The organism is Corynebacterium aquilae DSM 44791, from assembly GCF_001941445.1.
In the GTDB taxonomy this organism is placed as follows: domain Bacteria; phylum Actinomycetota; class Actinomycetes; order Mycobacteriales; family Mycobacteriaceae; genus Corynebacterium; species Corynebacterium aquilae.
The window spans coordinates 1,182,806-1,209,187 of record NZ_CP009245.1; the positions used below are offsets into that span (position 1 = coordinate 1,182,806).

Genomic DNA, 26,382 nt, shown 5'->3' on the forward strand with positions numbered 1-26,382 from the left:
CACGGCCTAAGCCCCGATATCCAGCACAGCTAGCGCACACAGTCACAATGATGGTGAGATGTGGTGTATGACAAGCACAAACACATCCGAGGCCCACGTGCTGCCCACCAGCAAAGCCGCCCCCTTGCTGCTGGCACTCCTCGTCGCCGTCTTCGCATTCCAGCTCAACGCCTCCATGCTCAGCCCCGCGCTCGCCACCATGCAGCGCGAACTGAACACCACCGACGCCCAGATCGGCATGAGCCAAACCGCGTTCTTCACCGCCGCAGCCCTGTTCTCCCTCTTCCTGCCCCGCTGGGGAGACCTGGCAGGACGCAAAAAAATCCTCATGGGCATGCTCGCCATCACCGCACTCGGCTGCATCATCAGCGCACTAGCCCAAGGCGTCGGCATGCTCTTCGCCGGCCGCATCATCCAAGGCGTCGCCGGCCCCGTCGTGCCCCTATGCCTGATCATGCTGCGCGCCCACGTCCCCAACGACAAGCAATACGCCTTCCTCATGGGCATCCTGACCTCCATCAACGGCGGCATCGCCGGCGTCGACGCCCTGGCCGGCGGCTGGCTAGCCGACCACCTCGGCTTCCGCTCCATCTTCTGGACCATGGCCATCATCTGCGGACTCGCCGTCATCGCCATCGGCACCCAAGTCCACGAAACCTACGCCGAAGTCCGCCAACCCATGGACTGGGCCGGCACCGTACCACTGGTCATCGGCCTCGGCGGCATCCTGCTCGCCTTCAACGAAGCCGGCAAACTCGCCGACGCCAACTGGATCGCCGTCACCATCATGATCCTCATCGGCCTGGCAGCCCTCGTCGCCTTCTGGAAGATCGAAACCACCTCCACCCACCCCCTCGTCAGCACCCACTACCTCAAACAACGCCGCACCTGGGCACTGCTGCTGACCACCACCCTCACCATGACCGGCGTCTTCGCAGTCATGAACGGCCTCGTACCCAACCTCGCCCAAGCAGATAACGGCGCCGCCATGAGCGCCGACATCGTCTCCTGGTACACCCTCACCCCCTACGCCCTCGCCGGACTCGTCATGGGCCCCATCGCCGGCAAAATGGCCGGCGGCATCGGCTACCTCCGCGTCCTCCAAATCGGCCTGGCCGGAACCATCGCCGGACTCATCGCCCTCGCCTTCGTCGTCGACCACATCAACGGCCCCCTCCTGCTCGCCCTGTCCATCTTCATCGGCATCACCTACGCCGGCATCACCAACATCATGCTCAACGGCCTCGGCATCGTGCTCTCCCCAGCCGACAACCAGGGCTACCTACCCGGCATGAACGCAGGAGCCTTCAACATGGGCGCAGGCCTAAGCTTCGCCATCCTCTTCGCGGTACTCACCGCCAGCGACTACCGCATCGCCACCTTCACCGGCGTCGGCATCCTCATTGCCGCCTTCGCCACCAGCCTCATGATCCCCCGCCCCGAACGACTCACCGACTAACCCAAAAACCGGGAAAGGACACCCCATGACCCACAACATCATCCTCGACTGCGACCCCGGCCACGACGACGCCGTCGCCATCATCCTCGCCGCCGGCAACCCCGCCATCAACCTGCTAGGCATCACCACCGTCGGCGGCAACCAAACCCTGCCCAAAGTCACCCACAACGCCCTCAGCGTCTGCCGCGTCGCCCGCATCGACACCGAGGTCTACCCCGGCTGCGGCCGCCCACTAGTCCGCGCCGTCGAAGTCGCCGAAGACATCCACGGCGACAGCGGACTCGACGGCGTCGAACTGCCCGAACCCCTCAAACCCGCACACACCACCCACGCCGTCGACTTCATCATCGACACCGTCATGAACAGCGAACCCGGCACCATCACCCTCGTACCCACCGGGCCACTGACCAACATCGCGCTGGCCGCCCGCAAAGAACCCCGCATCGTCGAACGCGTCAAAGAAGTCGTCCTCATGGGCGGCGGCTACCACGAAGGAAACTGGTCCGCCGTCGCAGAATTCAACATCAAAGTCGACCCCGAAGCCGCCCACATCGTCTTCAACGAACCATGGCCCGTCACCATGGTCGGCCTCGACCTCACCCACCAAGCCCTGTGCACCCCCGACGTAGAAAAAACCATCCACGAACTCGGCACCGAATGCTCCGACTTCGTCGTCGGACTCATGGGCTTTTTCCGCAAGGCCTACCAAGCCAACCAAGACTTCATCGACCCGCCCGTCCACGACCCCTGCACCATCGCCTACCTCATCGACCCCACCGTCGTCACCACCAAAAAAGTCCCCATCGACGTCGAACTACGCGGCGACATCACCTGCGGAATGACCGTCGCAGACTTCCGCGGACCCGCACCCGAAAACTGCCACACCCAAGCCGCAGTCACCCTCGACCACGCGCGCTTCTGGCAACTCGTCACCGACGCCATCGCCAGCGTCGAGACCCGCCCCAAACTCTAAACACCCCACCACAGCAACAGGCGCCCCGTTTTCACCAACAAAAACGGGGCGCCTTCGCCGTCCCACCACTACTTCTCGCCAGGACCCTTCAGCTTAATCACCGTGTACTCACCATCACGCAAATGCTGACGCAAATCCTTCTTATCGAACTTATCCACACTCGTCTTATCGATGTGATCCACAAACGTCCAATACTCCGGCAACATCCACGACGGCAACGACGCCCGCAAATGATCACGCAACCGCTCAGCAGTCTGACGATCCTCCCGCTCACCACGAGGAACAAAACTCTGCAACACCGTCACCGCCAACGGACGCTCACCCCACTTCTCATCCGGATTACCAATCACAGCAGCCTCAACCACCTCCTCAGCCTCCATCACCAAATTCTCCAACTGCACCGAATAAATCCACTCACCACCAGAACGAATCACATCGCGGGCACGATCCTCAATCGTCAAATACCCATCCTTGGACACACTGCCCACATCCCCCGTACGCAACCACCCATCAGCAGTAAACTTCTCCCGCGCATCAGACACCGCCTCACCACGGAAAACACTCGCCGAACCGCCCTCATCAGTCGCCGAAGAGTGATAGTACGAACCAGTCACCCAATTACCCCGCACCTGAATCTCACCCTGGTTACGATCCGTACCCGTCACATTCTCGCCATCACTAACCACCCGATACTCCAACGACGCCGGAAAACGCCCCTGCGAAATCCGATAACCCCACCGAGCCTCACCATTAGCACCACTCGGAGGACGCGCAACAGTACCAATCGGCGACGTCTCCGTCATACCCCACACGTGCACCACATCCACGCCATACTGCTCCTCCCACATCTTGATCAAAATCGGCGGAGCAGGAGAACCACCCACAAAAATCTCCGTCAAACTCATCCGCTCCGGAGGATTCTTCATGTAATGCACCATCAAAGAAATCCACAACGTCGGAACACCATGAGCCATACGCGGATGCGTCGCCGCAATAATCCGCGCCAACGCCGGCGCCGACACATCCTTACCCGGAAACACCAAAGGAGCCCCACACGCAAACGCCGCCACCGGCACACCCCACGACAACACGTGATAAATCGGCACACAACACAAAAACGGATTACCATGCGACACCGCAAAAGAATCCGTCGTTCGCAAACTCATCGAATGCAAATAAATCGACCGATGAGAATACACAACCCCCTTCGGAGCACCCGTCGTACCCGTCGAATAACAAATCGCCGCCGCAGTACGCTCATCCAACACTGGCCAATCAAAAGACGCCGAACGACCATCCAACAACGCCTCATAGGAATAACACGCCACCGAATCCCCAAACAGCGCCGCCAACTCACCCAACGGCTCCACCCCAATAAACACCACCGCCCGCACCCGCGGACACTCAAACTCCTCCATAATCGCAGCCAACTGACCAGCCAAACGAGGATCACACACAATTACCTCATCACCAGCGTGATTAATAATGTGCGCAATCTGATCATTCATCAGCTGCTTATTCAACGGATTAAACACCGCCCCCATGCATGCCACCGCAAAAAACGTCTCCACATGCTCGGCACAGTTATACATAAACGTCCCCACCCGCTGATCCCCACAAACCCCCAACTCATCCTGCAAAGCATGCGCCAACGCCGCAGCACGCGCCCCCACCGACGCAAACGTCGCCACATCATGGCCATCACCATCCAACGTCGAAATCGTCGTCGAACCGTGAATCTTCGACCCATAATCCAAAATACGAGAAATGTTCAAAGGAACATCCATCATGGTGCTCAGCATGCCCACCACTCTAGCGGGACACCCCCACACACAAAGGCCACACCACCGAAACAGCAGCACCCCCAGGCGGCGCGCCGGGCACTAATTGGGAAAAACCTAGCGGCGGTGCGGTACACTAAGACGCGATAATCCAGGAGCATGTCGCGCGCCCGACGGAAGCAACCGCCGAGCAGTGGCCCGTGGCGCAGGATTACTGAGGGGTAAACGTCAATCGACACGACATCGATAACACCCCACACCAATCATTCCCGTCGCGGTGTTGGCCCACAGCCAACAATGCGTAACTCTCATGGCATGTTCATCACGGCTCCGGCACACCCAAAGGTGAAAGCTCGAAGCCGCATCGCCGAGACTCCGGCCGTTAGCACCGGCACGATCCGACAGAGATGAACAGCGCCGTTTCTCTCAGAAGAAGCACCCACTTAGTGGTGTCACTCAGCATCGAGCCGTGAGAGGGATTTCTGCGGTTATTGCACACCACTCGCCTCTTATGTCTTCAGAGTCGGGTTCACGCTTAAGAAAACACCTAGCCAGCCCCTGCGCGCTTCATGTCGTCACAGGATGATGCCACAGGCAGTGCACCCAGTGTTTTCCTTGGAGCCCCATGGCGCCAACGCAGCGGAAAAAATTTTTACGAGCCTCAACACAAATCATCGTGTCGCGAGCTTGTAGCAAAAAACTCACGTTTTTATGACGAACCAGGGCGCCACAGGGGCGCTAAACGTCACACAACACAGAATGCAGTACACCGGGCGCCACCAGCTCAACGCGAGCTAGGGCAGCGTGCCACACCAGGCTTACTGCAATGAAAGGAACTCTGTGACCGAGCACGACACTCAGAGCGGTGCAGGCAAAGACCTTGCATCACTGCGTCTCCCGGAGCTGAAGAAAATGGCTCAGGAGATGGGGATTCGGGGGATCTCCGGAAAGCGCAAGTCGGATCTGATTGCCATGATCCAGTCTGGCGGCGCTGCTGCTGCAACGGAGGCCGCAGCGCCGGCCCGCCGTCGCCGCCGCGCGGAAAATACCGAAGACACCCAGGCCACGGTGGCTGAGAACACCCAGGACCAGCCTGCTGAGGAACAAGCCCAGCAGCCCAAGCCGCGCACCCGCACCCGTCGCCGCGCCCAGAATGAGGCGAACGACGACGCTCCCGCACAAGAGTCGCCCAAGTCGTCCGAAGATTCCGACGACGATCGTGATCGCGACCGCGATCGTGGCCGACGCAACAACCGTCGTCGCAACGACGACCGCGACAACGAGCAACGCCACCAAACCGAGGACTCCTCCGGAAAAGAAGATTCCGAAGAGACCGATGAAAACGGTCAGCCCGTCCGTTACGAATCGCGCTCCGCTGCTCGCCGCGCACGACGCAACCGCGCACGCCAAAACCAAAAAGACCGCCGTCGTGGACGTGACCGCGACGACCGCGATCAAGAACGCGACGATCACTCCGATCGCGACAACCGCGACCGTGATCGTGATAACCGGGATAACCGTGACCGCGATCGTCGTGGAGACCGCAACGATCGCGACGACGATCGTCGCCGGGGCCGCAACCGCCGCGACCGTGGTCGTGGACGTGACCGCGATAACCGCGATCGTGATAACCGGGATCGGGACAACCGCCAGGATGACCACGATGACTCCAACCTGCAGTATGTTGGCGGCATTTTGGACATCGTCGACAACAACGTCGCATTCCTGCGCACCACCGGCTACAACTCATCGCCGGCCGATGTCTTCGTTAATCCCCAGATGATTCGCCGCTTCGGTTTGCGCCGCGGCGACGCCATCACCGGAGCTATCAAGCCGGGCCGCGAAACCACCCATGGTTCCGGTCGCAACCGCGCCAAGTACAACCCGTTGGCACGCGTCGACACGGTCAACGGAATGAGCGTCGAGGAAGCCCGTCAGCGTCCCGACTTTGCCAAGCTGACCCCGCTGTACCCCAACAAGCGTTTGCGTCTGGAAACCGACCCGAAGGTCTTGACCACCCGTGTCATCGACCTCATCATGCCGATCGGTAAGGGACAGCGCGCGCTGATCGTGTCGCCTCCGAAGGCCGGTAAGACCACCATTTTGCAAAACATTGCAAACGCGATCGCGACCAACAACCCCGAGTGCTACTTGATGGTCGTTCTGGTCGACGAGCGCCCCGAAGAGGTCACCGACATGCAGCGCAGCGTGAAGGGCGAAGTGATTGCTTCGACCTTCGACCGCCCGCCGAGCGAGCACACCACCGTCGCTGAGCTGGCCATCGAGCGCGCAAAGCGTTTGGTGGAGCAAGGCCAGGACGTCGTTGTCCTGTTGGACTCCATCACGCGACTGGGCCGTGCCTACAACAACAGCTCGCCCGCCTCCGGCCGAATCCTGTCCGGTGGTGTCGACTCCAACGCCCTGTACCCGCCTAAGCGCTTCCTGGGTGCTGCCCGCAACATCGAAAATGGTGGCTCCCTCACCATCATCGCTACGGCAATGGTGGAGACCGGTTCCGCCGGCGACACCGTGATCTTCGAGGAATTCAAGGGCACCGGTAACGCTGAGCTCAAGCTGGATCGCAAGATTTCCGAACGCCGCGTTTTCCCCGCGGTCGACGTCAATCCTTCCGGCACCCGTAAGGACGAGCTGCTGCTCGGCCCGGAGGAAGCTCGCGTCATGCACAAGCTCCGCCGAATCCTGTCCGCGCTCGATAACCAGCAGGCTATCGACCTGCTGATCAAGCAGCTGAAGAAGACGAAGAACAACGGCGAGTTCTTGATGCAGGTCATGAGCTCCGAGCACATGGCGATCGACGACGGCGAGGAGGATTACTCCTAATGGCGAACCAAGTTTCCGCTGTTGACGACATCCTGGCCGAATACCAGGGTCTGGAGGCGCAGCTTGCGGATCCGGAGCTGCACAACGATCCCGCAGCCGCCCGCAAGGTCGGTAAGCGCTACTCCCAGCTGCAGCCCATCATCAAAGTGCACAACGAGCTCAGCCAGGTTCGAGAAGATCTCGAAGCTGCAAAAGAGATGGCCTACGAGGACTCCGAGTTTGCGGCTGAAGCTGAGCGTTTGGCCGGCGAGGAAGTCGAGCTGGAAGAAAAACTGGCCGACCTTCTTGCGCCCCGTGACCCGCACGATCCGGACGATATCGTCATGGAAATCAAGTCGGGTGCCGGCGGAGAAGAAGCTGCCTTGTTTGCTGGCGAGCTTGCCCGTATGTACCAGCGTTACGCTGAAAAGCACGGCTTTACCACTGAAGTTCTGGGCGTGAACGAATCCGATCTTGGTGGTGTCAAAGACATGACCATGACGATTCGCTCCAAGCAACCCAGCGCTGACGGCGCATGGTCTGTGTTCAAATTTGAGGGCGGCGTGCACCGTGTGCAGCGCGTTCCGGTGACCGAATCCCAGGGTCGCATCCAGACTTCGGCTGCTGGTGTGTTGGTCTACCCCGAACCCGACGAGGTTGGCGAAGTCGAAATCGACGACAAGGATTTGCGCATCGACGTCTACCGCTCATCCGGTAAGGGTGGCCAGGGCGTGAACACCACCGACTCCGCTGTGCGAATCACGCACTTGCCGACCGGCATCGTGGTGACCTGCCAGAAGGAACGTTCCCAGATCCAGAACAAGGCGCGAGCCATGCAGGTTTTGGCAGCACGATTGCAGCAGCTGGCGGAAGAAGCCGCCGATGCTGAAGCTGCGGAAGGCCGCGCCGCGCAGATTCGTACGATGGACCGTTCGGAACGTATCCGCACCTATAACTGGCCGGAAAACCGCATCAGCGATCACCGCATCGGCTACAAAGCCAACAACCTCGACACCGTCCTCAATGGCGGTATGGAGGATCTGTTTGAAGCTTTGCAGGCCGCCGACCGTGCTGCCCGCCTAGAAGCGGAACAATAAGCACACTCGTGGTGATGGCGCTGTGAGAAATATCGTGGCGAAAGCTGCAGCCACCCTCGCTGAGGCGGGGGTGGCATCGCCATCGGTTGATGCTGGAATTCTTGCTGAGCAGGCTTTTGGGATCGACCGTTTAGCGCTGTCTTTTGCTGATGCTCCCCAAGAGCCTGCCCAGCTTCGGCGTTTTGAGCAGATGGTCGCTCGTCGCGCGCAGCGCGAGCCTTTGCAGCATATTTTGGGTTATGCCCCGTTTTATGGCCTGGAGTTTTCCGTCGGTCCTGGGGTTTTTATTCCTCGTCCGGAAACCGAGTCTTTAGTTGAGATGGCGGTGCAGGCAGCACGACGGGCGATTGCTGCTGGGGTTGCGCATCCCGTCATTGTTGATGCGTGTGCCGGGAGTGGGGCAGTAGGGGTCACTCTTGCTCACCAGGTGCCGGAGGCTCGGGTGGTGTGCATTGAACTCCACGATGAGGCGTTGGTTTTCTTAGAACGCAATGCCAGTCGCCTAGCGCCGGTAGAGATTGTGCAGGCTGATGCCACCGATGTTGGGGTGCTTGATGCTGTGCTGCCGCAACGGGAGTGCGTGGATGTTTTTGTGTCTAATCCTCCCTATGTGCCAGTAGGCCAGGCTACGGACGTGGAGACTGCTACGGATCCTGCCACGGCGGTGTTTGCCAGTGATGGTGGCATGGCGATCATTGATCCGTTGGTGCAGGTTGCCGCTACGTGGTTGAAGCCTGGTGGGTTTTTTGCGGTGGAGCATGATGATTCCACGCAGTCGCGTGTTGTTGAAGCCGTGCGCTCCGGTGGTTGTTTTGTTGATGTGCGTGGGTGTAGCGATTTGGCGGGCAGGCCCCGTTTTGTGGCTGCGAGTAAAATCGTTTAACACCGTTGCACATTGAGTTGTTGGTTGCGCCGGTCAAGGTTTAGACCACACAACTTAATCGTCTAGTGACGTTTTACTGGTGGGCTGTTGGCTCATCGGTGCTTTATTTTTATTGCTGATTTTTTATACCTAGAAGAGGTCTTCATCCATGAGCCGTATCTATGATTGCTCCGACGCGGAGTCTCGCGAGCTGGGTTTGCGTGCTGCACACAATGCTGTGGAGGCGGGCCGTTTGGTGGTTTTGCCGACGGATACCTTGTATGGCATTGGGTGTAATGCTTTTGATAATGACGCGGTGGCAAAGCTCTTGGAGACCAAGCATCGTGGTCCGGATATGCCGGTTCCGGTATTGGTGGGTTCTTGGGATACGGCTAAGGGGTTGGTGCGTGAGTTCACGCACCATGCTGATGTGCTGATTAAGGCTTTTTGGCCGGGTGGTTTGTCGTTGGTGGTTCCGCAGGCTCCGAGTTTGCCCTGGAACTTGGGTGATACGCGGGGCACGGTGATGTTGCGTATGCCTTTGCATCCGGTGGCTATTGAGTTGTTGCGCAAGACGGGGCCGATGGCGGTGTCTTCTGCCAATATTTCTGGCCAGCCGCCGGCGACGACGGCGCAGGATGCGAAGGCCCAGTTGGGTGCTGCGGTGAGCTGCTATTTGGATGGTGGTTCGTGTCCGCAGGCGGTGCCGTCGACGATTGTGGATCTTACGGCGCGGACGCCTCGTATTTTGCGTCAGGGCGCGATTAGCGTTGAGGCGATTGCGGCGGCGTTGGACCTGGATCCGTCTGTTTTGGTGTAGCTGATGGGTGCTGGTGGAGCGGGTGTCCCGCTGCGTGAACTTGGCCTGGTTTTTTTGGTCGCTTGCGTTGTCACGTATTTGGCGACGGGGTTGATTCGCTATGTGATGGTTCGTTCGGGTCGGATGATGGAGATCCGGGATCGCGATGTGCATGATATGCCGAAGCCCCGTTTGGGTGGTGTGGCCATGTTTAGCGGTTTTGTTGCGGCGGTGTTGCTTGCTGACCAGTTGCCGGCCTTGACTCGTGGCTTTAAGCCGGTGACGCCTGAGATGGATGCGGTGATTTGGGGGGCGTTCATCATTGTGGCGGTGGGGGTGTTTGACGATCTTTTTGATCTGGATGCGTGGACGAAGTTGGTGGGGCAGATCGCTGGGGGCTTGACGATGAGTTTGATGGGCTTGTCGTGGTCGTTTATTTATTTGCCGTTTGGGGATACCACGGTGGTGTTGGATCAGTACCAGTCGGTATTTTTGACGACGTTTTTTGCTGTGGTGGTGATGAATGCGATCAATTTTGTTGACGGTTTGGATGGTTTGGCTGCTGGGCTTGGGGGCATTTCGGGGATGGCGTTGTTGGCGTTCTCGTTGATCATTTTGTATGACCAGGGTGGGACGGTTGCTGCGTATCCGCCGGCGATTATTGGGGCTGCGTTGTTGGGGATTTGTGCGGGATTTTTGCCGCACAATTTTGAGCCTTCTCGTATTTTTATGGGGGATTCGGGTGCGATGTTGTTGGGGTTGTTGTTAGCGGCTGCGTCGACGAGTGCTAGTGGCAAGATCAATATGTCGTTGTATGGGGGCGCGGATACTGTGGGTTTGATGGTGCCGTTGATGGTGGTTTTTGGTGCTTTTAGTATTCCGGTGATCGATTTGGTGATGGCTGTGGTGCGTAGGACCCGTGATGGTCGTAGTCCGTTTGCTGCGGACAAGATGCATTTGCATCACCGGTTGTTGGATTTGGGTCATACGCATCGTCGGGTGGTGTTGGTGTTGTATGCGTGGATGTTTGCGTTGGCGTTGGGGACGGTGTCTTTTGCGGCGTTTCCAGCGGTGGTTGCTGCGGTGGTGATGTTGGCGGGGATTGTGTTTGCAGCGGTGTTTACTGCGGTGCCGGTGTTGCAGGAGCGAAAGACTGCGGATGTGCCTGGGGAGGCTGTGCATCCGGTAGGATAAGCGCTCATGACTTCTTCGGCTACGAGCACTGTTGAGTATTCTGACGACCAAACTGCGCCGATTCGTGCGGGTATCAAGGTTGGCGCCTTGTCCGTTGCGGTGATTACTGTGGTTGCTTTGGTGTTGTTTGGGGTGTTGTTTGGTTTGCCGGGGGTGTGGGGTGCGTTGATTGGTGCTGCTATCGGGGGTGGGTTTGTGGCGTTGACGGCGGTGAGTGTGTTGGTTACGGCGCGGACGTCGCCGTCGACGACGGGTGCTGTGGTGTTGGGTGGGTGGTTGTTGAAGATCGTGATTTTGTTGATTGTGTTGTTCGCGATTCGGGATTTGTATTTTTATAACCACGTGGCGTTGTTTGTGACTGCTGTGGCGGCGTTGTTGGCGATGCTGGGTAGTGAGGTTTTTGGTGTGATGAAGTCTCGGACGACGTATATCGGTGGTTAGTTTTTAGCCTGTGTGGCTCGTGGCTGGCCTGGCCACGAGCTTTTTGTGTGTGTGGGTTGTGGTTGGGGGTGGGGGATAACGTTGGGTGGGGGTGTTTGTGGGGGTGAGTTGGGGCGGTGTGGTTGGTGTGTGGTTACCCACGGAAACAACATTTTTGGTATTGAAAATGAGCGTTTATAGGGTGCGTTGATGTCCGTTCCTTTGGGGGTGGCTGGCGTCTGGGGTGTGTAGTGCTTAGGGGTGGGGTTGGCGCTGGAGGTGTCGTGGTAGTCGGTTGTGGGGTTGTTGTGTTGGGACGTGGTGTGATGGCTGAGAAAATGGGCCGGCTGGGGCGGGTGTGACTCTAGAGGTGGGTGTGTTTTATTGGTGGTCTTGCGGGGTCTTGATATGTGCAGGCAGGGGGCATTGTGTGGTGTTTTTGAGCAGGGGAGAAGGGCTGCTTGTTGGGGCGGTGGAAACGTGAGGAAAAACGCAAAATTCGCGGGGGTAGATTAAGACTGTTACGGGGGTATGTGACAGACCTTACAGAGGGGTAGAAATGGTGTACTACCTGCACGCATTCCTGCGGAACTTTTCTGTGTTCAGCTACCCCCGACCATACTTACCTAAAACCCCAAGGGTGCTGCTAGTGTTTTGTGCGGGTCTTGAACTGGCCACTTCTACGCCTGCGTAAAAAACTTGTTTGTTTCCCGGTGCATCGCACTGGGGGATGAGGGGTGCGGGCGCACACGTCACCAACCACCACGGTTGGGATGGGAACTGGTTATAGGCGAGACACCCAGTGATCGCCGCGCTGATGTGCGACGGAATCCGTGGCGATCCAGACTCACTTTCAGACGTCCATCGCACCGCTTTCACCGCCACGCTTTCGGTGGAATGCGGCCCGAACACGGGAGAGAACCCTGAGCGTTTCAGTCTTGTCCATGAAGGGGTCGTTCCACGCCCCCACTTTGGACCATGAATTTTTCCCGGGGCACGTCGAGGGCACGAGCAACAAAGGTGAGACCGGTCACGTCGTCAATATGTGGCTGACCGATTTCGCTGGTGGCGCCTTTGCCCTTGACCGTCTGATGCTCGTCCGTCTGCTGATGACGGCAATTGTCGCGATTTTCTTCCTGATCGCTATGCGAAACCCCAAGCTGGTTCCGTCTGGCCTTCAGAACGTCGCTGAGGTGTTCCTGGACTTCGTCCGGATCCACATCGCTGAGGAGATTCTGGGCAAGAAGGAGGGACGTCGCTTCCTTCCTCTGCTGGCAACGATGTTCTTCGTCGTCTTCGCCACGAACCTGCCCTCCGTGATCCCTGGTTTGAACGTCTCTCCGAACGCCCGTATCGGTATGCCCCTGGTGTTGGCCATCTTTGGTTACATCGCCTTCGTGTGGGCCGGTGCGAAGCGTTACGGCTTCTTCAAGTACGTCAAGAGCTCGGTGGTTATTCCTAACCTGCCGTTCCTTCTGCACTTCCTTGTGGTGCCGATTGAGGCCTTCTCCACCTTCATCATGCGACCGGCCACTTTGACTCTGCGTCTTATGGCCAACATGCTCGCCGGCCACATCATCCTGGTCCTGCTGTTTTCTGCTACGAACTTCTTCCTCTGGCAGGCAAACGCATGGTCCGTTGTTTCCGGCGTCACCATCCTCGCGTCTATTGCATTCACGATGTTCGAGCTGCTGGTTATCTTCCTGCAGGCTTACATCTTTGCTCTGTTGTCCGCTGTGTACATCGAGCTGTCGTTGCACGCCGACGAACACTGACCCTAAAAACTGCCCCGACATGACAATCACTTCCTCGCCATCACACGCCGCGAAAACCGGTGTGGCGGGGACGGGACATCAAGGTCATCTGAAAACCTCACACACTTGTTCAGCCCAGCGCCGAAACTATGGCCTGGGCACCTAGAAAGGGAACGGAAACCCACATGAACGACATCCTCCTCCTCGCTGCTGACGAAGCCACCAAGTTCAACGGTCTCGGCACCATCGGCTACGGCCTGGCCACCATCGGCCCGGGCCTCGGCATCGGCATCCTCGTGGGCAAGGCCCTCGAGGGTATGGCACGTCAGCCCGAGATGGCTGGCCAGCTTCGTACCACCATGTTCCTGGGTATCGCCTTCGTTGAGGCCCTCGCCCTGATCGGCCTCGTTGCCGGCTTCCTGTTCTAAGACGCTTTTTTCTAAAAAGTCCTAGACCAAGAAAGACACTGCACTATGACCGACGTCATTACATACTTGGCTGAAGAAGCCGAGGGTGGAGTCGTACTCCCGCTGGAGCACGGCAACAACCCTCTGCTTCCGATGCCGTACGACATGGTCTGGTCCGTAATCCCGCTTATCGTCGTCCTCCTGTTGTTCGCGAAGTTTGTGCTTCCGAAGTTCCAGGAAGTGCTCGCTGAGCGTGAGGACAAGATCCAGGGCGGCATCCAGCGCGCCGAGGCCGCACAGGCCGAAGCCAAGGCAGCCCTTGAGAAGTACAACGCACAGCTCGCCGAAGCCCGCGCCGAGGCCGCACAGATCCGCGAAGAAGCCCGCGATAAGGGCAAGCAGATCGTTGCGGACATGAAGGCACAGGCAACGGAAGAGAGCAACCGCATCATCGAGTCCGGTGAAAAGCAGCTCCTGGCCCAGCGTGAGCAGGTCGTCAGCGAACTGCGTCGCGAGATGGGTCAGACCTCTATCGACCTGGCCGAGCGTCTGCTCGGGGAGCAGCTTTCCGATTCCGTGAAGCGCTCCGGCACCATCGATAGCTTCCTGTCCACCCTCGACACCGTGGCACCGGCAGGAAAGTAGGCGACTATGCACGCAGCAAGCCGCGAAGCACTGGCAGCACTCGACAAGCACCTCGACACCGCACTGTTCGGTATCGACAACGGTGTTGCCGTGGCCGCACAAGCCGGCGCGGAAATCTTCGACGTGGTGGAAGTCCTCGACGCTGATCGCGCACTGCGCGTCGCCGTCGCTGATTCCTCCGCGGAAGCTTCCCAGCGTTCCGGCCTGATGTCGGCAGTCTTTGGTGGCAAGGTGTCGGACTTTACTGCCGGCATCCTCACCTTTGCTGCGGCCCAGACCTGGTCCACCCCGCGCGAAATGCGCGCCGGTCTCGTGGCCTGTGGGCGACGTGCGATGCTCCGCTCTGCTGAGCACCAGGGACAACTCGGACAGGTGGAGAGCGAACTCTTCCAGCTGAGCCGAATCCTGGACAAGCAACCGCAGCTGACTCAGCTGCTGAGCGACCGCACCGCAACCCCGGCCGCCAAGCGCGACCTGCTCGCCAAGGTCCTCTACGGCAAAGTAACCGCCGTCACCGAGGCTCTGGCACTGCAGGCAATTGGGCGCCCCGAGCGAAACCCCATCGACGACATGGCCTCCCTGGCCGACACTGTGGCAGCGCTGCAGGGTCGACAGGTCGCCTCCGTTGTTGCGGCATCCGCTCTTAACGCCGGGCAGGTACAGGCACTGGAAGAAAAACTGGGCCGAATTTACGGTCGTGCGATGTCCATCCACACTGAGGTTGATCCCAGCCTCCTCGGTGGAATGGTCATCCGCGTTGGCGATGAAGTTATCGACGGCTCTACCTCGGGCAAGCTCGAGCGTATGCGCACCGTTATGGCGTAACTCATCCAACCGACACACGACACAAACACATTTCACATGCTGGAAGAAACAACCGAGAGCAGGAAGAACATGGCGGAGCTGACGATCTCCTCCGACGAGATCCGTAGCGCGATTGCGAACTACACCTCGAGCTACTCCCCGGAGGCCTCCCGTGAGGAGGTCGGCGTGGTCATTTCGGCAGCTGACGGTATCGCCCAGGTTTCGGGCCTCCCGTCAGTTATGGCGAATGAGCTGCTCGAGTTCCCGGGCGGCGTCATTGGCGTCGCACAGAACCTCGACACCGACAAGATCGGTGTGGTGGTCCTGGGTAACTACGAGACTCTTAAAGAGGGCGACGAAGTAAAGCGGACCGGTGAGGTCCTCTCCATCCCGGTCGGGGACGCGTTCCTTGGCCGCGTTATCAACCCCCTGGGCCAGCCCATCGACGGCCTGGGCGAAATCCAGGCTGAAGAAGACCGCGTCCTGGAGCTGCAGGCACCCTCCGTGCTGCAGCGCCAGCCCGTCGAAGAGCCGCTTCAGACCGGTATCAAGGCTATTGACGCCATGACCCCGATCGGTCGCGGCCAGCGTCAGCTGATCATCGGCGACCGCAAGACCGGTAAGACCGCAGTCTGCCTGGACACCATCCTTAACCAGAAGGCTAACTGGGAATCCGGCGACAAGAACAAGCAGGTTCGCTGCATCTACGTCGCAATCGGTCAGAAGGGCTCCACCATCGCAGCGGTCCGCAAGACCCTCGAAGAGCACGGCGCCCTCGAATACACCACCATCGTTGCCGCCCCGGCATCCGACTCCGCCGGCTTCAAGTGGCTGGCACCCTTCGCAGGTGCCGCACTGGGCCAGCACTGGATGTACAACGGCAACCACGTCCTGGTGATCTACGATGATCTGACCAAGCAGGCCGAGGCCTACCGTGCGATCTCCCTTCTGCTGCGCCGCCCGCCGGGCCGCGAAGCATACCCGGGCGACGTCTTCTACCTGCACTCCCGCCTCCTGGAGCGTGCCGCGAAGCTGTCCGACGACATGGGCGCAGGTTCCATGACCGCACTGCCGATCATCGAAACCAAGGCCAATGACGTCTCCGCCTTCATCCCGACCAACGTGATCTCTATCACCGACGGTCAGGTGTTCCTGGAGTCCGACCTGTTCAACCAGGGTGTGCGCCCGGCTATCAACGTCGGTGTGTCCGTCTCCCGTGTCGGTGGCGCCGCACAGACCAAGGGCATGAAGAAGGTCTCCGGTTCCTTGCGTCTGGACCTGGCCGCATACCGCGACCTGGAAGCCTTCGCCGCCTTCGCATCTGACCTGGATCCCGCTTCCAAGGCCCAGCTGCAGCGCGGTCAGCGCCTGGTCGAGCTGCTCAAGCAGCCCGAAAACTCCCCGATGTCCGTCGAAGACCAGATGGTCTCCATCTACCTCGCCGGCGAAGGCGAAATGGACACCGTCCCGGTCGAGGATGTTCGCCGCTTCGAAGCTGAACTGCACGAGTACCTGCACGCCAACGCTGCAGGCATCTACGAGCAGATCAACGGTGGCGCCGCATTCTCCGACGACTCCAAGGCGGAGCTCATCGCAGCGACGAACGCTTTCAAGCGCACCTTCGTCACCACCGATGGCACCCCGGTCATCAACGACCCCGAGGTCGAGGCTCTCAGCGAAGAAGAGCTGAAGAAGAACCAGATCACGGTGTCCCGCAAAGCTGCCAAGAAGTAAAGGCAGCGTTGCACACATGACCAACCAAGGAAAAGAAGGGAGGCGATGAGCCATGGCTAATCTTCGCGAACTACGTAACCGCATCAAGTCGGTGAACTCCACGAAGAAAATCACCAAGGCCCAGGAACTCATCGCAACCTCGCGAATCACCAAGGCCCAGGCACGGGTTGAGGCATCGCTGCCTTACGCGCAGGAGATCCGACACGTGATCGATCGCCTCGCCAGCGCCAGCTCCCTGGACCACCCCATGCTCCGCGAGCGTGAGGGCGGCAACCGTGCCGCCATCCTGGTGGTTTCGAGTGACCGCGGTATGGCAGGTGGCTACAACTACAACGTCTTCAAGAAGACCGCAGAACTGCGGTCCATGCTTGAAGCCAAAGGCTACGAGGTTGTCCTCTACGTCTCCGGCAACAAAGGCCTCGGCTACTACAAGTTCCGTGGCGAAGCGATTGCCGGTGCGTGGACCGGGTTCTCCCAAGACCCCGGCTACAAGGAAACCCACGACATGCGTCGCCACCTCATCGACGCCTTCGAAGCAGGATCCGCCGGAACCGCCAAATGGCGCGACGGCCTGTTCGGCCCCGAAGGCGAGCCCGTCCAGGGCTTCGATCAGCTGCACGTGGTGTACACCGAGTTTGAGTCCATGCTGACCCAAACCGCCCGTGCACACCAGCTGCTCCCGATCGAACCGGTGGTCGAGGTCGACGAAATCGACTTGGACGAAGACATCCTGCACCGCTCCGAAGGCGAAGTCGCACCCGACTACGAATTCGAACCGGACGCAGACACCCTCTTCGCAGCCCTGCTGCCGAAGTACGTCTCTCGTGGCCTGTTCGCCATGCTGCTCGAAGCAGCAGCATCCGAGTCCGCCTCGCGCCGAAACGCCATGAAGTCCGCAACCGACAACGCAACCGCGCTTGTCAAGGACTTGAGCCGCGTTGCCAACCAGGCCCGCCAGGCACAAATTACCCAGGAAATCACAGAGATCGTCGGTGGCGCGGGAGCGCTCGCCGAAAGCGGAGAAAGTGACTAGCAAATGACTACAGCTCTCAGCGAGCACAACGCACAGCAGGCAGCAACTGCCGGCCGTGTCGTGCGCGTCATCGGCCCAGTCGTCGACGTGGAATTCCCGCGCGGCGAACTGCCGACCCTGTTCAACGCACTGACTGTCGAGGTCACCCTCGAAGCCGTTGCGAAAACCATCACCCTCGAGGTTGCACAGCACCTCGGCGACAACCTGGTTCGTGCCGTCTCCATGGCACCGACCGACGGCCTCGTCCGTGGCGCAGAGGTGACCGATACCGGCAAGCCGATTTCCGTTCCCGTCGGCGACGTCGTTAAGGGTCACGTCTTCAACGCACTCGGCGACTGCCTCGATGAGCCCGGCCTCGGCCGCGACGGCGAGCAGTGGGGCATCCACCGCGACCCGCCGCCGTTCGACCAGCTCGAAGGCAAGACCGAAATCCTCGAAACCGGCATCAAGGTCATCGACCTGCTGACCCCCTACGTTAAGGGCGGCAAGATCGGCCTGTTCGGTGGCGCCGGTGTGGGCAAGACCGTGCTCATCCAGGAGATGATCACCCGTATCGCCCGCGAGTTCTCCGGTACCTCCGTGTTCGCCGGCGTCGGCGAGCGTACCCGTGAGGGCACCGACCTCTTCCTCGAAATGGAAGAGATGGGCGTGCTCCAGGACACCGCCCTCGTGTTCGGCCAGATGGACGAGCCGCCGGGAGTCCGTATGCGCGTGGCCCTGTCCGGCCTGACCATGGCGGAGTACTTCCGCGATGTGCAGCACCAGGACGTGCTTCTGTTCATCGACAACATCTTCCGTTTCACCCAGGCCGGTTCTGAGGTGTCCACGCTGCTGGGCCGTATGCCCTCCGCCGTGGGTTACCAGCCGACCCTGGCCGACGAGATGGGTGTCCTCCAGGAGCGCATTACCTCCACCAAGGGCAAGTCGATTACGTCTCTGCAGGCCGTCTACGTGCCCGCCGACGACTACACCGACCCGGCTCCGGCCACCACCTTCGCCCACCTGGACGCCACCACCGAGCTCGACCGTGGTATTGCCTCCAAGGGTATTTACCCCGCAGTGAACCCGCTGACCTCTACCTCTCGAATCCTCGAGCCGGGTATCGTCGGCGAGCGCCACTACAACGTTGCTCAGCGCGTGATCAACATCCTTCAGAAGAACAAGGAACTCCAGGACATCATCGCCATCCTCGGTATGGACGAGCTGTCTGAAGAGGACAAGATCACCGTTCAGCGCGCCCGTCGCCTCGAGCGCTTCCTGGGTCAGAACTTCTTCGTCGCAGAGAAGTTCACCGGTATCCCCGGTTCCTACGTCCCGCTCGAGCACACCATCGACGCCTTCGAGCGCATCTGCAACGGCGACTTCGACCACTACCCGGAGCAGGCCTTCAACGGCCTGGGTGGCCTGGACGACGTCGAAGCTGCGTACAAGAAGATGACCGGAAAGTAAAGGGGCAAAACACATGGCTGAGATTGCCGCTGAACTGGTCTCCGTCGAGCGCATGCTCTGGTCGGGAAAGGCCAGCATCGTTACGGCCCAGACCACCGAAGGTGAGATCGGCGTGTTGCCCGGCCACGAGCCGATGCTTGGTCAGCTCGTGGAAAACGGTGTGGTCACCATCCGACCCGTGGAAGGTGGCAAACTCACCGCCGCCGTCCAGGGTGGATTCCTGTCCATCTCCTCCGACAAAGTCACCGTCCTCGCTGATTATGCAGTGTGGGCCGACGAAGTCGACGAGTCTGCTGCCCAAGCTGATCTGAACTCTGACGACGAAGATCACAAGGCTCGCGCCGAAGCTGAACTGCGTGCCGTGCGCCGCAGCAAAGAGGACTAGTCCTCGAAGCTTCGAGCAAGACCGCCCCCACCGCCTTTCGCGGTAGGGGCGGGCAGGGTGCACAAACCGCACCGTGGCCCCGCGCCACAACATCACACAACGCGCCTACCGCAGGTTCCCCCGGGAGCCAGCGGTAGGCGCGTTGCTGTTGCATCGGGGCCCTAAAAAAGCTGTGATCTCCCTCCAGCGAGGTCACCCATTAGTTGCAGGCCATGCACCATATTCCTTTCCCCGTCGTTGCCGGGTATTATGTCCCATAAGGTGCATGACGGCTAAACGTCAGACAACTTCCAGGCTTCGGGCGTAGGCAGCCAGAATCCCTGGTCGTGGACGAAAAGCTCCCTTTTTCACCGGACCGCCACAGCGCGGCCCGGGCCCTCACACCCACCACACAACCTCACTACAGGTGCAGCCGGCAGCCCCCGGATGGCACCACAGCAATACCGGATGAGGCGTGGTTCGATGTGAAGGGGCACAAAAGGGAAGAAGCGTTTCGTACTCGGAGAACCTTAGAGATCTGCAACGAACAGGAAGGCTCTCGTGGTTTATTTCTGGCTTATTTGGGGCTTTGTGGCGCTCATCCTGTGCGCCCAGGCGGCCTATCGATACTTTTATCTTCGCCCCCACGGCACCTCAATCGTTATGCGCGCACTGCCCGCCGACGGCGGACATGGCTGGCGGCACGGAGTGATCCGCTACAACGATGGGGTGCTTGAGTTTTTTCAGCTGCGCTCGCTGAGCCGCCGCCCCGACATCACCCTGCAGCGCATGGACACCCACCTTATGTCCCGCAGAAAACCCCGCGAGGACGAAACCCACACCCTGGAATCCTTCCTCAAGGTGCTTGTCGTCGAATCCGGTGGCAAAGAATACGAACTCGCCCTGGATTTGCGCGGGGAAACCGCCTTCACCGCGTGGCTTGAATCGGCCCCGACCCAACGACTAGAACGCTCCAACGCCGCCAAAGCGCTGCGTCAGGTCGAGCGCTACCACAAAAAGCACAAAGCCTAACCAGCCCTCTTTTGCCCGACGGGCTGGCTGCACCCCACCACCTTCTTGCTTATTGGCGATCTTGCCTCAGCAAAGAACGTGGTGGTTTTTTCATGCCTTAAAGGGCAACGCGGCTTCGTGGATGCCGGTTCGCTATTGTGTATCACTATGCGTCTCGTGATTGCCCGCTGCTCTGTCGACTACATCGGTCGCCTGGAAGCCCACCTGCCCATGGCCGATCGTCTACTCATGGTCAAAGCCGATGGGTCGGTGTCCATCCACGCCGACGATAGGGCGTATAAGCCCTTGAACTGGATGACTCCACCAGTAACCCTCACCGAGCAGGAAATCACCGACGAAGACGGCGAAGGCATCGGAGTGCAGCTGTGGATTGTGGAGAACTCCAAAAAGGAACAACTCCGCATCACCATCGAAGCAATCCACTCGGAAATGTCTTATGACCTCGGGGTGGATCCGGGATTGGTCAAAGACGGCGTGGAGGCACACCTACAGCAGCTGCTCGCCGAACACATCGACACTCTCGGGGAAGGCTACAGCCTGGTACGCCGCGAATACCCCACCGCTATCGGACCGGTGGATATCTTGTGCCGCAACGCCGACGGGGAGCATGTTGCCGTCGAAATTAAGCGTCGCGGCGGCATTGATGGCGTCGAACAGCTCACCCGCTACTTAGATTTGCTCAACCGCGACGAACTGCTCGCACCGGTGCATGGAGTGTTCGCCGCCCAGGAAATCAAGCCGCAGGCCCGCACCCTCGCGGAAGACCGCGGCATACGCTGCGTCGTCCTCGACTACGACGACTTGCGTGGAATCGAATCCAATGAACTGCGCCTGTTCTAACGCGCAGCTGACATCTCGCGGCACAAGGGCGGGGGAGAAGTAGTGGCGCGACGCAACAACAAGTGGGCCCGAGGCGCCTCCAGGCCCTTGCCCACCCACGGTGCCGCCTTCTTCGGCGCCCAAGTCCAAGAAGGTCCTAGTTGGGACTTCGGGCAGGAATACCTGGTGCGCCGCATTAGCAGCGATAGGGCCCAAAAGTTTTATGTGTGCCCGGGATGCAACCAAGACATTCCGCCAGGCATTGCCCACATCGTTGCCTGGCCCCGCGATGGGTTGCGTGGCGCCGAAGATCGCCGTCACTGGCACAACGCCTGCTGGCAGCGCCGCTAAACAAACGCCGAGAAAAAGAACAAGGCCTCAGCCGCCCCCGGTGGGGACTGCTGAGGCCTTGCTAGGTGAGATTGAAGCTGGCGCTTAGGAAGCAGGCTCGGTGATCTCGAGGAGAACACCACCGGCATCCTTCGGGTGCACGAAGTTGATGCGCGCGCCGCCGGTGCCGATCTTCGGGGTGTCGTACAGCAGGCGAGTGCCCTGGGCACGCAGGTGCTCGCACAGGGCATCCATGTTGTTGGTGCGGACACACATCTGCTGCAGGCCGGGGCCCTTCTTATCGATGAACTTCGCGATGGTGGAGTTCTCGTTCAGCGGGGCCAGCAGCTGGACCATGCCACCGCGCTCGGTGAGGTCCTTCGGGCCGATCATGGCTTCGACAACGCCCTGCTCTTCATTGGTCTCCTGGTGGTGGTTAACCCAACCCATATTGGAGCGGTACCACTCGACGGCGGCGTCCAAATCAGGAACTGCGATGCCGACGTGGTCGAGGCAGGTGACGTACTCGTGGGGAATCTCGATGGCGAGGAAATCGTTACTCATGTAGTCCACGATACGCCCAAAGCAGCGTTTCTGTTCGGGCACAGTCGGGCAAAAAATGTGGTTTTCCTAACGTTGGGGTGCACTCACATTCACGAGGATTCACTTACACCAGCTCCCCGCTATCGGCGGGGTGCACCACCCGGACCGCCAAGGCAGGAAGGTACCCTGGAACGCATGCTTGTAGCGTTTTCTGTAGCCCCCACCGAAACCCCTGGCGCCAAGGCCGACATGGCCGATGCCGTTGCCGAAGCGATACGCGTTGTCCGCGCCAGCGGCCTGCCCTACGAGACCAATGCGATGTTTACCAACATCGAGGGCGAGTGGGATGAGGTCATGGACGTCGTCAAAAGGGCCACCGAGGCAGTTGTTGCGGTAAGCCCGCGAGTGTCTCTGGTGCTCAAAGCCGATATCCGACCGGGCGTCACTGGGGCAATCACCGCCAAGGTTGACGCCATCAACAAGCGGCTTGGTAGCCCAGATAACAGCTAGCTGAAGTGCTGGCAAAAAAATTTTTCCACACCTTAAAGACAAGGAAAGGGGCTGTGTAGCCTTATGTCTACCCCGTTTACTGGCGGCGCCATCGATTTGGGAGAAGTAAAGGCCCGGGCGGAGGCCCGCGCCCAGGCTGCGAAAACCCCGGCCGGTGCGATCCCGCCGGTGGTGATGGCCACGGCTGACAACATTGAAGCTGAAGTGTTGCGTCGCAGCCAGCAGGTACCGGTCATTGTTCAGGTCGGTACTGCCCGCAGCCCCCAAAGCGAGCAACTCAAAGAGGATTTGAGCACGCTGGCGCAGCAGGCCAATCTGGCCTGGATTTTCGCCTACATTGATGCCGATGCTTCCCCGGATTTGGCAGGCATGCTGGGAGTACAGGCGTTGCCGACGGTGGTGGCTTTGGCTGATGCCCGCCCGCTGGCGGATTTCCAGGGCGCGCAACCGATGGAGGCCTTGCAGCAGTGGACCGCGGCGGTAGTGCAGGCCTGCGCGGGCAAGCTACCGGGCTTGGGCGCACCGGAAGATCAGCAGCCGGTGGAAGACCCCCGTTTTGCTCCCGCTACTGAGGCGCTAAACAACGGTGATTTCGATGCCGCCATCGCCGTCTACGACGATATTTTGGCGCATGAGCCCCAAAACAAGGAAGCCGCTGCGGCGCGAGATTCCGCGAAATTGTTGTCTCGCCTGTCGCAGAACAAGGGTCGGGATGTCCTCGCAGAAGCTGCAGCCCACCCGGAGGATATCGACGCTCAGTTGGCGGCGGCTGATAAGGAGATCGTCAACGGCCAGACCGAAGCCGGCTACCAGCGTCTGCTGGATGTGATGGCGCGAACCAGTGGCAAGGATAAAGACACCGTGAAGCAGCGTTTGCTGGAGCTGCTTGCGTTGGCGGAGCCGGATGATCCAGTGGTGCTGGCGGCGCGGGCGCGTCTGGCCAGTGTGCTGTTCTAGCGGGGTGGGTCTGCTTGTGGGCGGGCATGGTGGCGCTGTGTCGCTGTTGTGCCCGCCCCGCGTATTTTTGCGGATATTGCTCAGGTGAGCCAGTGCTCACCCCATTGGGGGTAAAGAATTGACTAAGGCTGTGGTGAGGGGAAGTCTTTAGTCGACAACTAACCGCGCTGTGATCGGTGCGGTGGTGATTTTTCTGTCTTTATTTGCAGCGGGTTTTGTGTCTCAAAGGAGCATGAAATCCCAGGGGAAAGGCCTTTTATGACGCAGCCACCTACGAGTCCACACGTTGAGAACACCACGGACTTCCAGCTCGCCCCCGGCGAGGTCGGTGTCTATGGCGATCGCTTCATGATCAGCCCGGTTTTGCCGTATATCAAGGGCCAGATGATGTGCTCGTCGACCCGTTTCGTCTACAAGATTCCGGCGACCGTGCTGGCGTTGATTCCTGTCGGCGGTGACGAGATGACGATCCCGATCAGCGCAATTTCCGGGGTGTCCACGACCTCTCGTTTGCGGGTGGGACGCATGATTGCCGGCATCCTTGCCCTGATGATTGCGATCAGCGTGATTTCCAATTCTGTGCTGGCGGGCTTGGTGCTGTTCCTTTTGGGCGCGCTGTGGCTGGTGACCTGCTACCCGGTGGCGCTGGTGGTGCAAAACCACGCTGGCATGTCCACCAACCTGGTGGTTTCCCTGTTTGACAAGGCTCGCCTGGAGCGCTTCAAAGCGGAATTGCAGGCGCGAGTCTTTACCGACCAGAGCGCAATCCAGCACAGCGAGGCTCAGGATCTGCGTCAGCAGGCCTTAACGATGCAGCAGATGCAGCTGCACCAGATGCAGATGCAGCAGATGCAGCAGGAAAATCACTTCCGGCAGCAGCAGACCCAGGGCCAGCCGGGCTTCCCGCAGGCGCAGCAGCAGGTCCCGCCCCGGGAGCAACAAAGCATCGGCCAGCAGCCGGGCTACCAGCAGGCCCCGCAGGGTTATCCGCAGGGTGGTTACCAGCAGGGCTTCCCGCAGCAGGGTTACCCCCAGCAGGGCTTCCAGCAGGCCCCGCAGGGTTATCCGCAGGGTGGCTATCAGCAGGGCTTCCCGCAGCAGGGTTACCCCCAGCAGGGCGGCTACCAGCAGGCCCCGCAGGGTTATCCGCAAGGTGGTTACCAGCAGGGCTACCCGCAGCAAATGCCGCCGACCCAGTACCCGACTGGTTTCGCGCCGCAGGATCCTTCCCAGCACGGCGGTCCCGCCTGGGGTGCTGCAGCAGCCGGTGCGGCCGGTGCCGCTATGGGCGCAGCCGCTGCCGCTGAGCAGCACACCGCGCCCCACGACACCGCGGATGCCCCTGCCTCCACCCACGATGCCTCCCAGGATCTCCCGGAGGTCAGCGAGGATCAGGCCACCGCAACGTTTGAAAACATCGCAGAGCACACCAACGACTCTGAGGCTGAGGTGCCCGGCACCGTCGCTGCCGCTGAGCACGTGGAAACCCTGACGATGCCCGCCGAAACCAATGACACTTTCGGCTTCCCCGCGCCCGTTGCGGACACCGCAACCGAGCCGAGCGCACAGGCTTTCCCGGCGACCACCGAGATCCCGACCACGGAGTCGGATCAGGTGCAGGCCCAAGCCTCAGCAGAAATCGAGCAGGCCCCGGCCACTGGGGCTGAGGCGGCAGCGGATGTTTTCCGTGCCGCCGAGACCGCTGAGGACGAGCCAGCAGAAAACAACCCCGAGGACACCGACTCCAAGTAGGAGCTTCCCCTCACAGGCAGCAGGCCCCGCATTCCACCGTGCAGTGGAAGTCGGGGCCTGTCGTGTTTTTCTGGGTGTGCTCGCCTAGTGGGCCGGCCAAGTAGACGTTGCTCCAGCGATCATCAGCTGCACGCCGATCGCCAGAATCAAAAAGCCCATGATCCGGGATAGCGCGCCCAGGCCGGTGGGGCCCATCTTGTCCACCAACGGGGTAGCAAAACGCAGCAAGACACCGATCAGCGCTGCCATGGCCACAATTCCTGCCACGATGCCCAGCGTGGATTCCATACCGGTGTGTTTTGCACCCAACGCGATGACCACACCGATGGCGCCGGGCCCGGCGATCATGGGCAACGCCATGGGGGAGAAGGCGATATCAAGGCCAGCTGTCGCCCGCTGGCTGGCGTGGTCGTGCTCCGCATCGGAAAGCTTCGGGGCGGTGTTCAGCATCTTGTAGCCGGCGTGGGCGACCACCAATCCGCCCGCGAGCTGCAGCGCCGGGATCGTCAGACCTAGACCCTTGAGCAAAACCGGTCCCGCCACGGCAAACACCGCCAGGATGGCGCACACGTAGATCGCCGTCATCACTGCCTGCTTTTTGCGCTGCGATTCGCTCAATGGGGTGCTCATGCTGGCGTAGACTGCGACGGCGCCAATCGGGTTGGTGATGGGAAACAACGCGGCGAGCGTTGTGATGAACATACTGATCACGGAAGGCTCCTTCACGGGTGCTGGCCAAAAGGTCCAAGAATGCACGCCGATTCGGCGCCCATCCCGGCATGACCACCATACTGGTGATCCCTGCCAACTGCGGGCTCTGCCCCCACCCAAGCTTCGCATTCAC

Annotated in this window: 25 protein-coding genes; 22 read left to right on the plus strand and 3 right to left on the minus strand. The window is 60.1% G+C overall.

Annotated features, from left to right (window positions below):
* The first annotated feature begins 67 nt into the window (after positions 1 to 67).
* Together uriT and uriH are read left to right on the plus strand one after the other, a co-directional pair.
* Positions 68 to 1,459: a uridine transporter UriT gene (gene uriT, locus CAQU_RS05000; RefSeq protein WP_075725775.1), complete on the plus strand. Its 1,392-nt coding sequence runs from the start codon at positions 68 to 70 to the stop codon at positions 1,457 to 1,459.
* 25 nt (positions 1,460 to 1,484) lie between these two features.
* Positions 1,485 to 2,432: a uridine-preferring nucleoside hydrolase UriH gene (uriH, locus tag CAQU_RS05005; RefSeq protein WP_075725777.1), complete on the plus strand. Its 948-nt coding sequence runs from the start codon at positions 1,485 to 1,487 to the stop codon at positions 2,430 to 2,432.
* A 68-nt stretch (positions 2,433 to 2,500) separates the two neighbouring features.
* On the opposite strand, the gene CAQU_RS05010 is transcribed toward uriH, so the two are convergent.
* Positions 2,501 to 4,234, minus strand: a complete 1,734-nt coding sequence (locus CAQU_RS05010; RefSeq protein ID WP_075725779.1) for a long-chain fatty-acid--CoA ligase — start codon at positions 4,232 to 4,234, stop codon at positions 2,501 to 2,503.
* An 819-nt stretch (positions 4,235 to 5,053) separates the two neighbouring features.
* On the opposite strand from CAQU_RS05010, the gene rho reads away from it, so the two are divergent.
* The 17 genes from rho (at position 5,054) to CAQU_RS05095 (ending at position 21,797) form a co-directional block, all read left to right on the plus strand.
* Positions 5,054 to 7,054, plus strand: coding sequence for a transcription termination factor Rho (gene rho, locus CAQU_RS05015; protein WP_211276134.1), 2,001 nt, complete (start codon positions 5,054 to 5,056; stop codon positions 7,052 to 7,054).
* Positions 7,054 to 8,130 (plus strand): peptide chain release factor 1, encoded by a 1,077-nt coding sequence (prfA, locus tag CAQU_RS05020; protein WP_075725783.1) that lies wholly within the window; start codon positions 7,054 to 7,056, stop codon positions 8,128 to 8,130. Before rho ends, prfA begins: the two co-directional genes overlap by 1 nt.
* Before the next feature lie 34 nt (positions 8,131 to 8,164).
* Entirely contained in the window at positions 8,165 to 9,013 is an 849-nt protein-coding gene (gene prmC / locus CAQU_RS05025) for a peptide chain release factor N(5)-glutamine methyltransferase (protein WP_245797299.1), read from the plus strand.
* A 148-nt stretch (positions 9,014 to 9,161) separates the two neighbouring features.
* Positions 9,162 to 9,812, plus strand: coding sequence for an L-threonylcarbamoyladenylate synthase (locus tag CAQU_RS05030; RefSeq protein ID WP_075725787.1), 651 nt, complete (start codon positions 9,162 to 9,164; stop codon positions 9,810 to 9,812).
* A gap of 3 nt (positions 9,813 to 9,815) precedes the next feature.
* Positions 9,816 to 10,985, plus strand: coding sequence for an MraY family glycosyltransferase (locus tag CAQU_RS05035; protein WP_075725789.1), 1,170 nt, complete (start codon positions 9,816 to 9,818; stop codon positions 10,983 to 10,985).
* Positions 10,986 to 10,991: 6 nt separating this feature from the next.
* A complete protein-coding gene (locus tag CAQU_RS05040) occupies positions 10,992 to 11,426 on the plus strand; it encodes a Cg1360 family ATP-synthase-associated protein (protein WP_075725791.1) in 435 nt (144 codons plus the stop codon).
* Positions 11,427 to 12,349: 923 nt separating this feature from the next.
* On the plus strand, positions 12,350 to 13,180 hold the full coding sequence (gene atpB, locus CAQU_RS05045; protein ID WP_075725793.1) for a F0F1 ATP synthase subunit A: 831 nt from the start codon (positions 12,350 to 12,352) through the stop codon (positions 13,178 to 13,180).
* 164 nt (positions 13,181 to 13,344) lie between these two features.
* On the plus strand, positions 13,345 to 13,587 hold the full coding sequence (locus CAQU_RS05050) for an ATP synthase F0 subunit C (RefSeq protein WP_075725795.1): 243 nt from the start codon (positions 13,345 to 13,347) through the stop codon (positions 13,585 to 13,587).
* A gap of 45 nt (positions 13,588 to 13,632) precedes the next feature.
* On the plus strand, positions 13,633 to 14,211 hold the full coding sequence (locus tag CAQU_RS05055; protein WP_075725797.1) for a F0F1 ATP synthase subunit B: 579 nt from the start codon (positions 13,633 to 13,635) through the stop codon (positions 14,209 to 14,211).
* A gap of 6 nt (positions 14,212 to 14,217) precedes the next feature.
* Positions 14,218 to 15,036: a F0F1 ATP synthase subunit delta gene (locus tag CAQU_RS05060; RefSeq protein WP_075725799.1), complete on the plus strand. Its 819-nt coding sequence runs from the start codon at positions 14,218 to 14,220 to the stop codon at positions 15,034 to 15,036.
* Positions 15,037 to 15,105: 69 nt separating this feature from the next.
* Complete coding sequence (gene atpA, locus CAQU_RS05065) at positions 15,106 to 16,749, plus strand: F0F1 ATP synthase subunit alpha (protein WP_075725801.1); 1,644 nt, start codon at positions 15,106 to 15,108, stop codon at positions 16,747 to 16,749.
* Positions 16,750 to 16,801: 52 nt separating this feature from the next.
* The gene (locus tag CAQU_RS05070; protein ID WP_075725803.1) at positions 16,802 to 17,782 is read left to right on the plus strand and encodes a F0F1 ATP synthase subunit gamma; all 981 of its coding nucleotides are present in this window, start codon (positions 16,802 to 16,804) and stop codon (positions 17,780 to 17,782) included.
* Positions 17,783 to 17,785: 3 nt separating this feature from the next.
* Positions 17,786 to 19,231, plus strand: a complete 1,446-nt coding sequence (atpD, locus tag CAQU_RS05075) for a F0F1 ATP synthase subunit beta (protein ID WP_075725805.1) — start codon at positions 17,786 to 17,788, stop codon at positions 19,229 to 19,231.
* 13 nt (positions 19,232 to 19,244) lie between these two features.
* Positions 19,245 to 19,616 (plus strand): F0F1 ATP synthase subunit epsilon, encoded by a 372-nt coding sequence (locus tag CAQU_RS05080; protein ID WP_075725807.1) that lies wholly within the window; start codon positions 19,245 to 19,247, stop codon positions 19,614 to 19,616.
* 540 nt (positions 19,617 to 20,156) lie between these two features.
* Positions 20,157 to 20,627 carry a DUF2550 domain-containing protein gene (locus tag CAQU_RS05085; protein ID WP_075725809.1) on the plus strand — a complete coding sequence of 157 codons (471 nt, stop codon included), beginning with the start codon at positions 20,157 to 20,159 and terminating at the stop codon, positions 20,625 to 20,627.
* A gap of 147 nt (positions 20,628 to 20,774) precedes the next feature.
* Positions 20,775 to 21,467, plus strand: a complete 693-nt coding sequence (gene nucS / locus CAQU_RS05090) for an endonuclease NucS (RefSeq protein ID WP_075725811.1) — start codon at positions 20,775 to 20,777, stop codon at positions 21,465 to 21,467.
* Between the two features lie 42 nt (positions 21,468 to 21,509).
* Entirely contained in the window at positions 21,510 to 21,797 is a 288-nt protein-coding gene (locus tag CAQU_RS05095) for a hypothetical protein (RefSeq protein WP_075725813.1), read from the plus strand.
* Between the two features lie 84 nt (positions 21,798 to 21,881).
* Here the strand turns inward: CAQU_RS05095 and mce are convergent, their stop codons facing one another.
* Positions 21,882 to 22,340 carry a methylmalonyl-CoA epimerase gene (gene mce, locus CAQU_RS05100; protein WP_075728400.1) on the minus strand — a complete coding sequence of 153 codons (459 nt, stop codon included), beginning with the start codon at positions 22,338 to 22,340 and terminating at the stop codon, positions 21,882 to 21,884.
* A gap of 174 nt (positions 22,341 to 22,514) precedes the next feature.
* On the opposite strand from mce, the gene CAQU_RS05105 reads away from it, so the two are divergent.
* From CAQU_RS05105 to CAQU_RS12935, 3 genes are all read left to right on the plus strand, one after another.
* The gene (locus tag CAQU_RS05105; protein ID WP_075725815.1) at positions 22,515 to 22,829 is read left to right on the plus strand and encodes a thiamine-binding protein; all 315 of its coding nucleotides are present in this window, start codon (positions 22,515 to 22,517) and stop codon (positions 22,827 to 22,829) included.
* Between the two features lie 63 nt (positions 22,830 to 22,892).
* Complete coding sequence (locus CAQU_RS05110; RefSeq protein WP_075725816.1) at positions 22,893 to 23,786, plus strand: tetratricopeptide repeat protein; 894 nt, start codon at positions 22,893 to 22,895, stop codon at positions 23,784 to 23,786.
* Positions 23,787 to 24,044: 258 nt separating this feature from the next.
* Complete coding sequence (locus CAQU_RS12935; protein ID WP_075725818.1) at positions 24,045 to 25,538, plus strand: MFS transporter; 1,494 nt, start codon at positions 24,045 to 24,047, stop codon at positions 25,536 to 25,538.
* Positions 25,539 to 25,622: 84 nt separating this feature from the next.
* Here CAQU_RS12935 and CAQU_RS05120 read toward each other — a convergent pair whose 3' ends face one another.
* Positions 25,623 to 26,240 carry a MarC family protein gene (locus tag CAQU_RS05120; RefSeq protein ID WP_075728402.1) on the minus strand — a complete coding sequence of 206 codons (618 nt, stop codon included), beginning with the start codon at positions 26,238 to 26,240 and terminating at the stop codon, positions 25,623 to 25,625.
* Between the last annotated feature and the right edge of the window lie 142 nt (positions 26,241 to 26,382).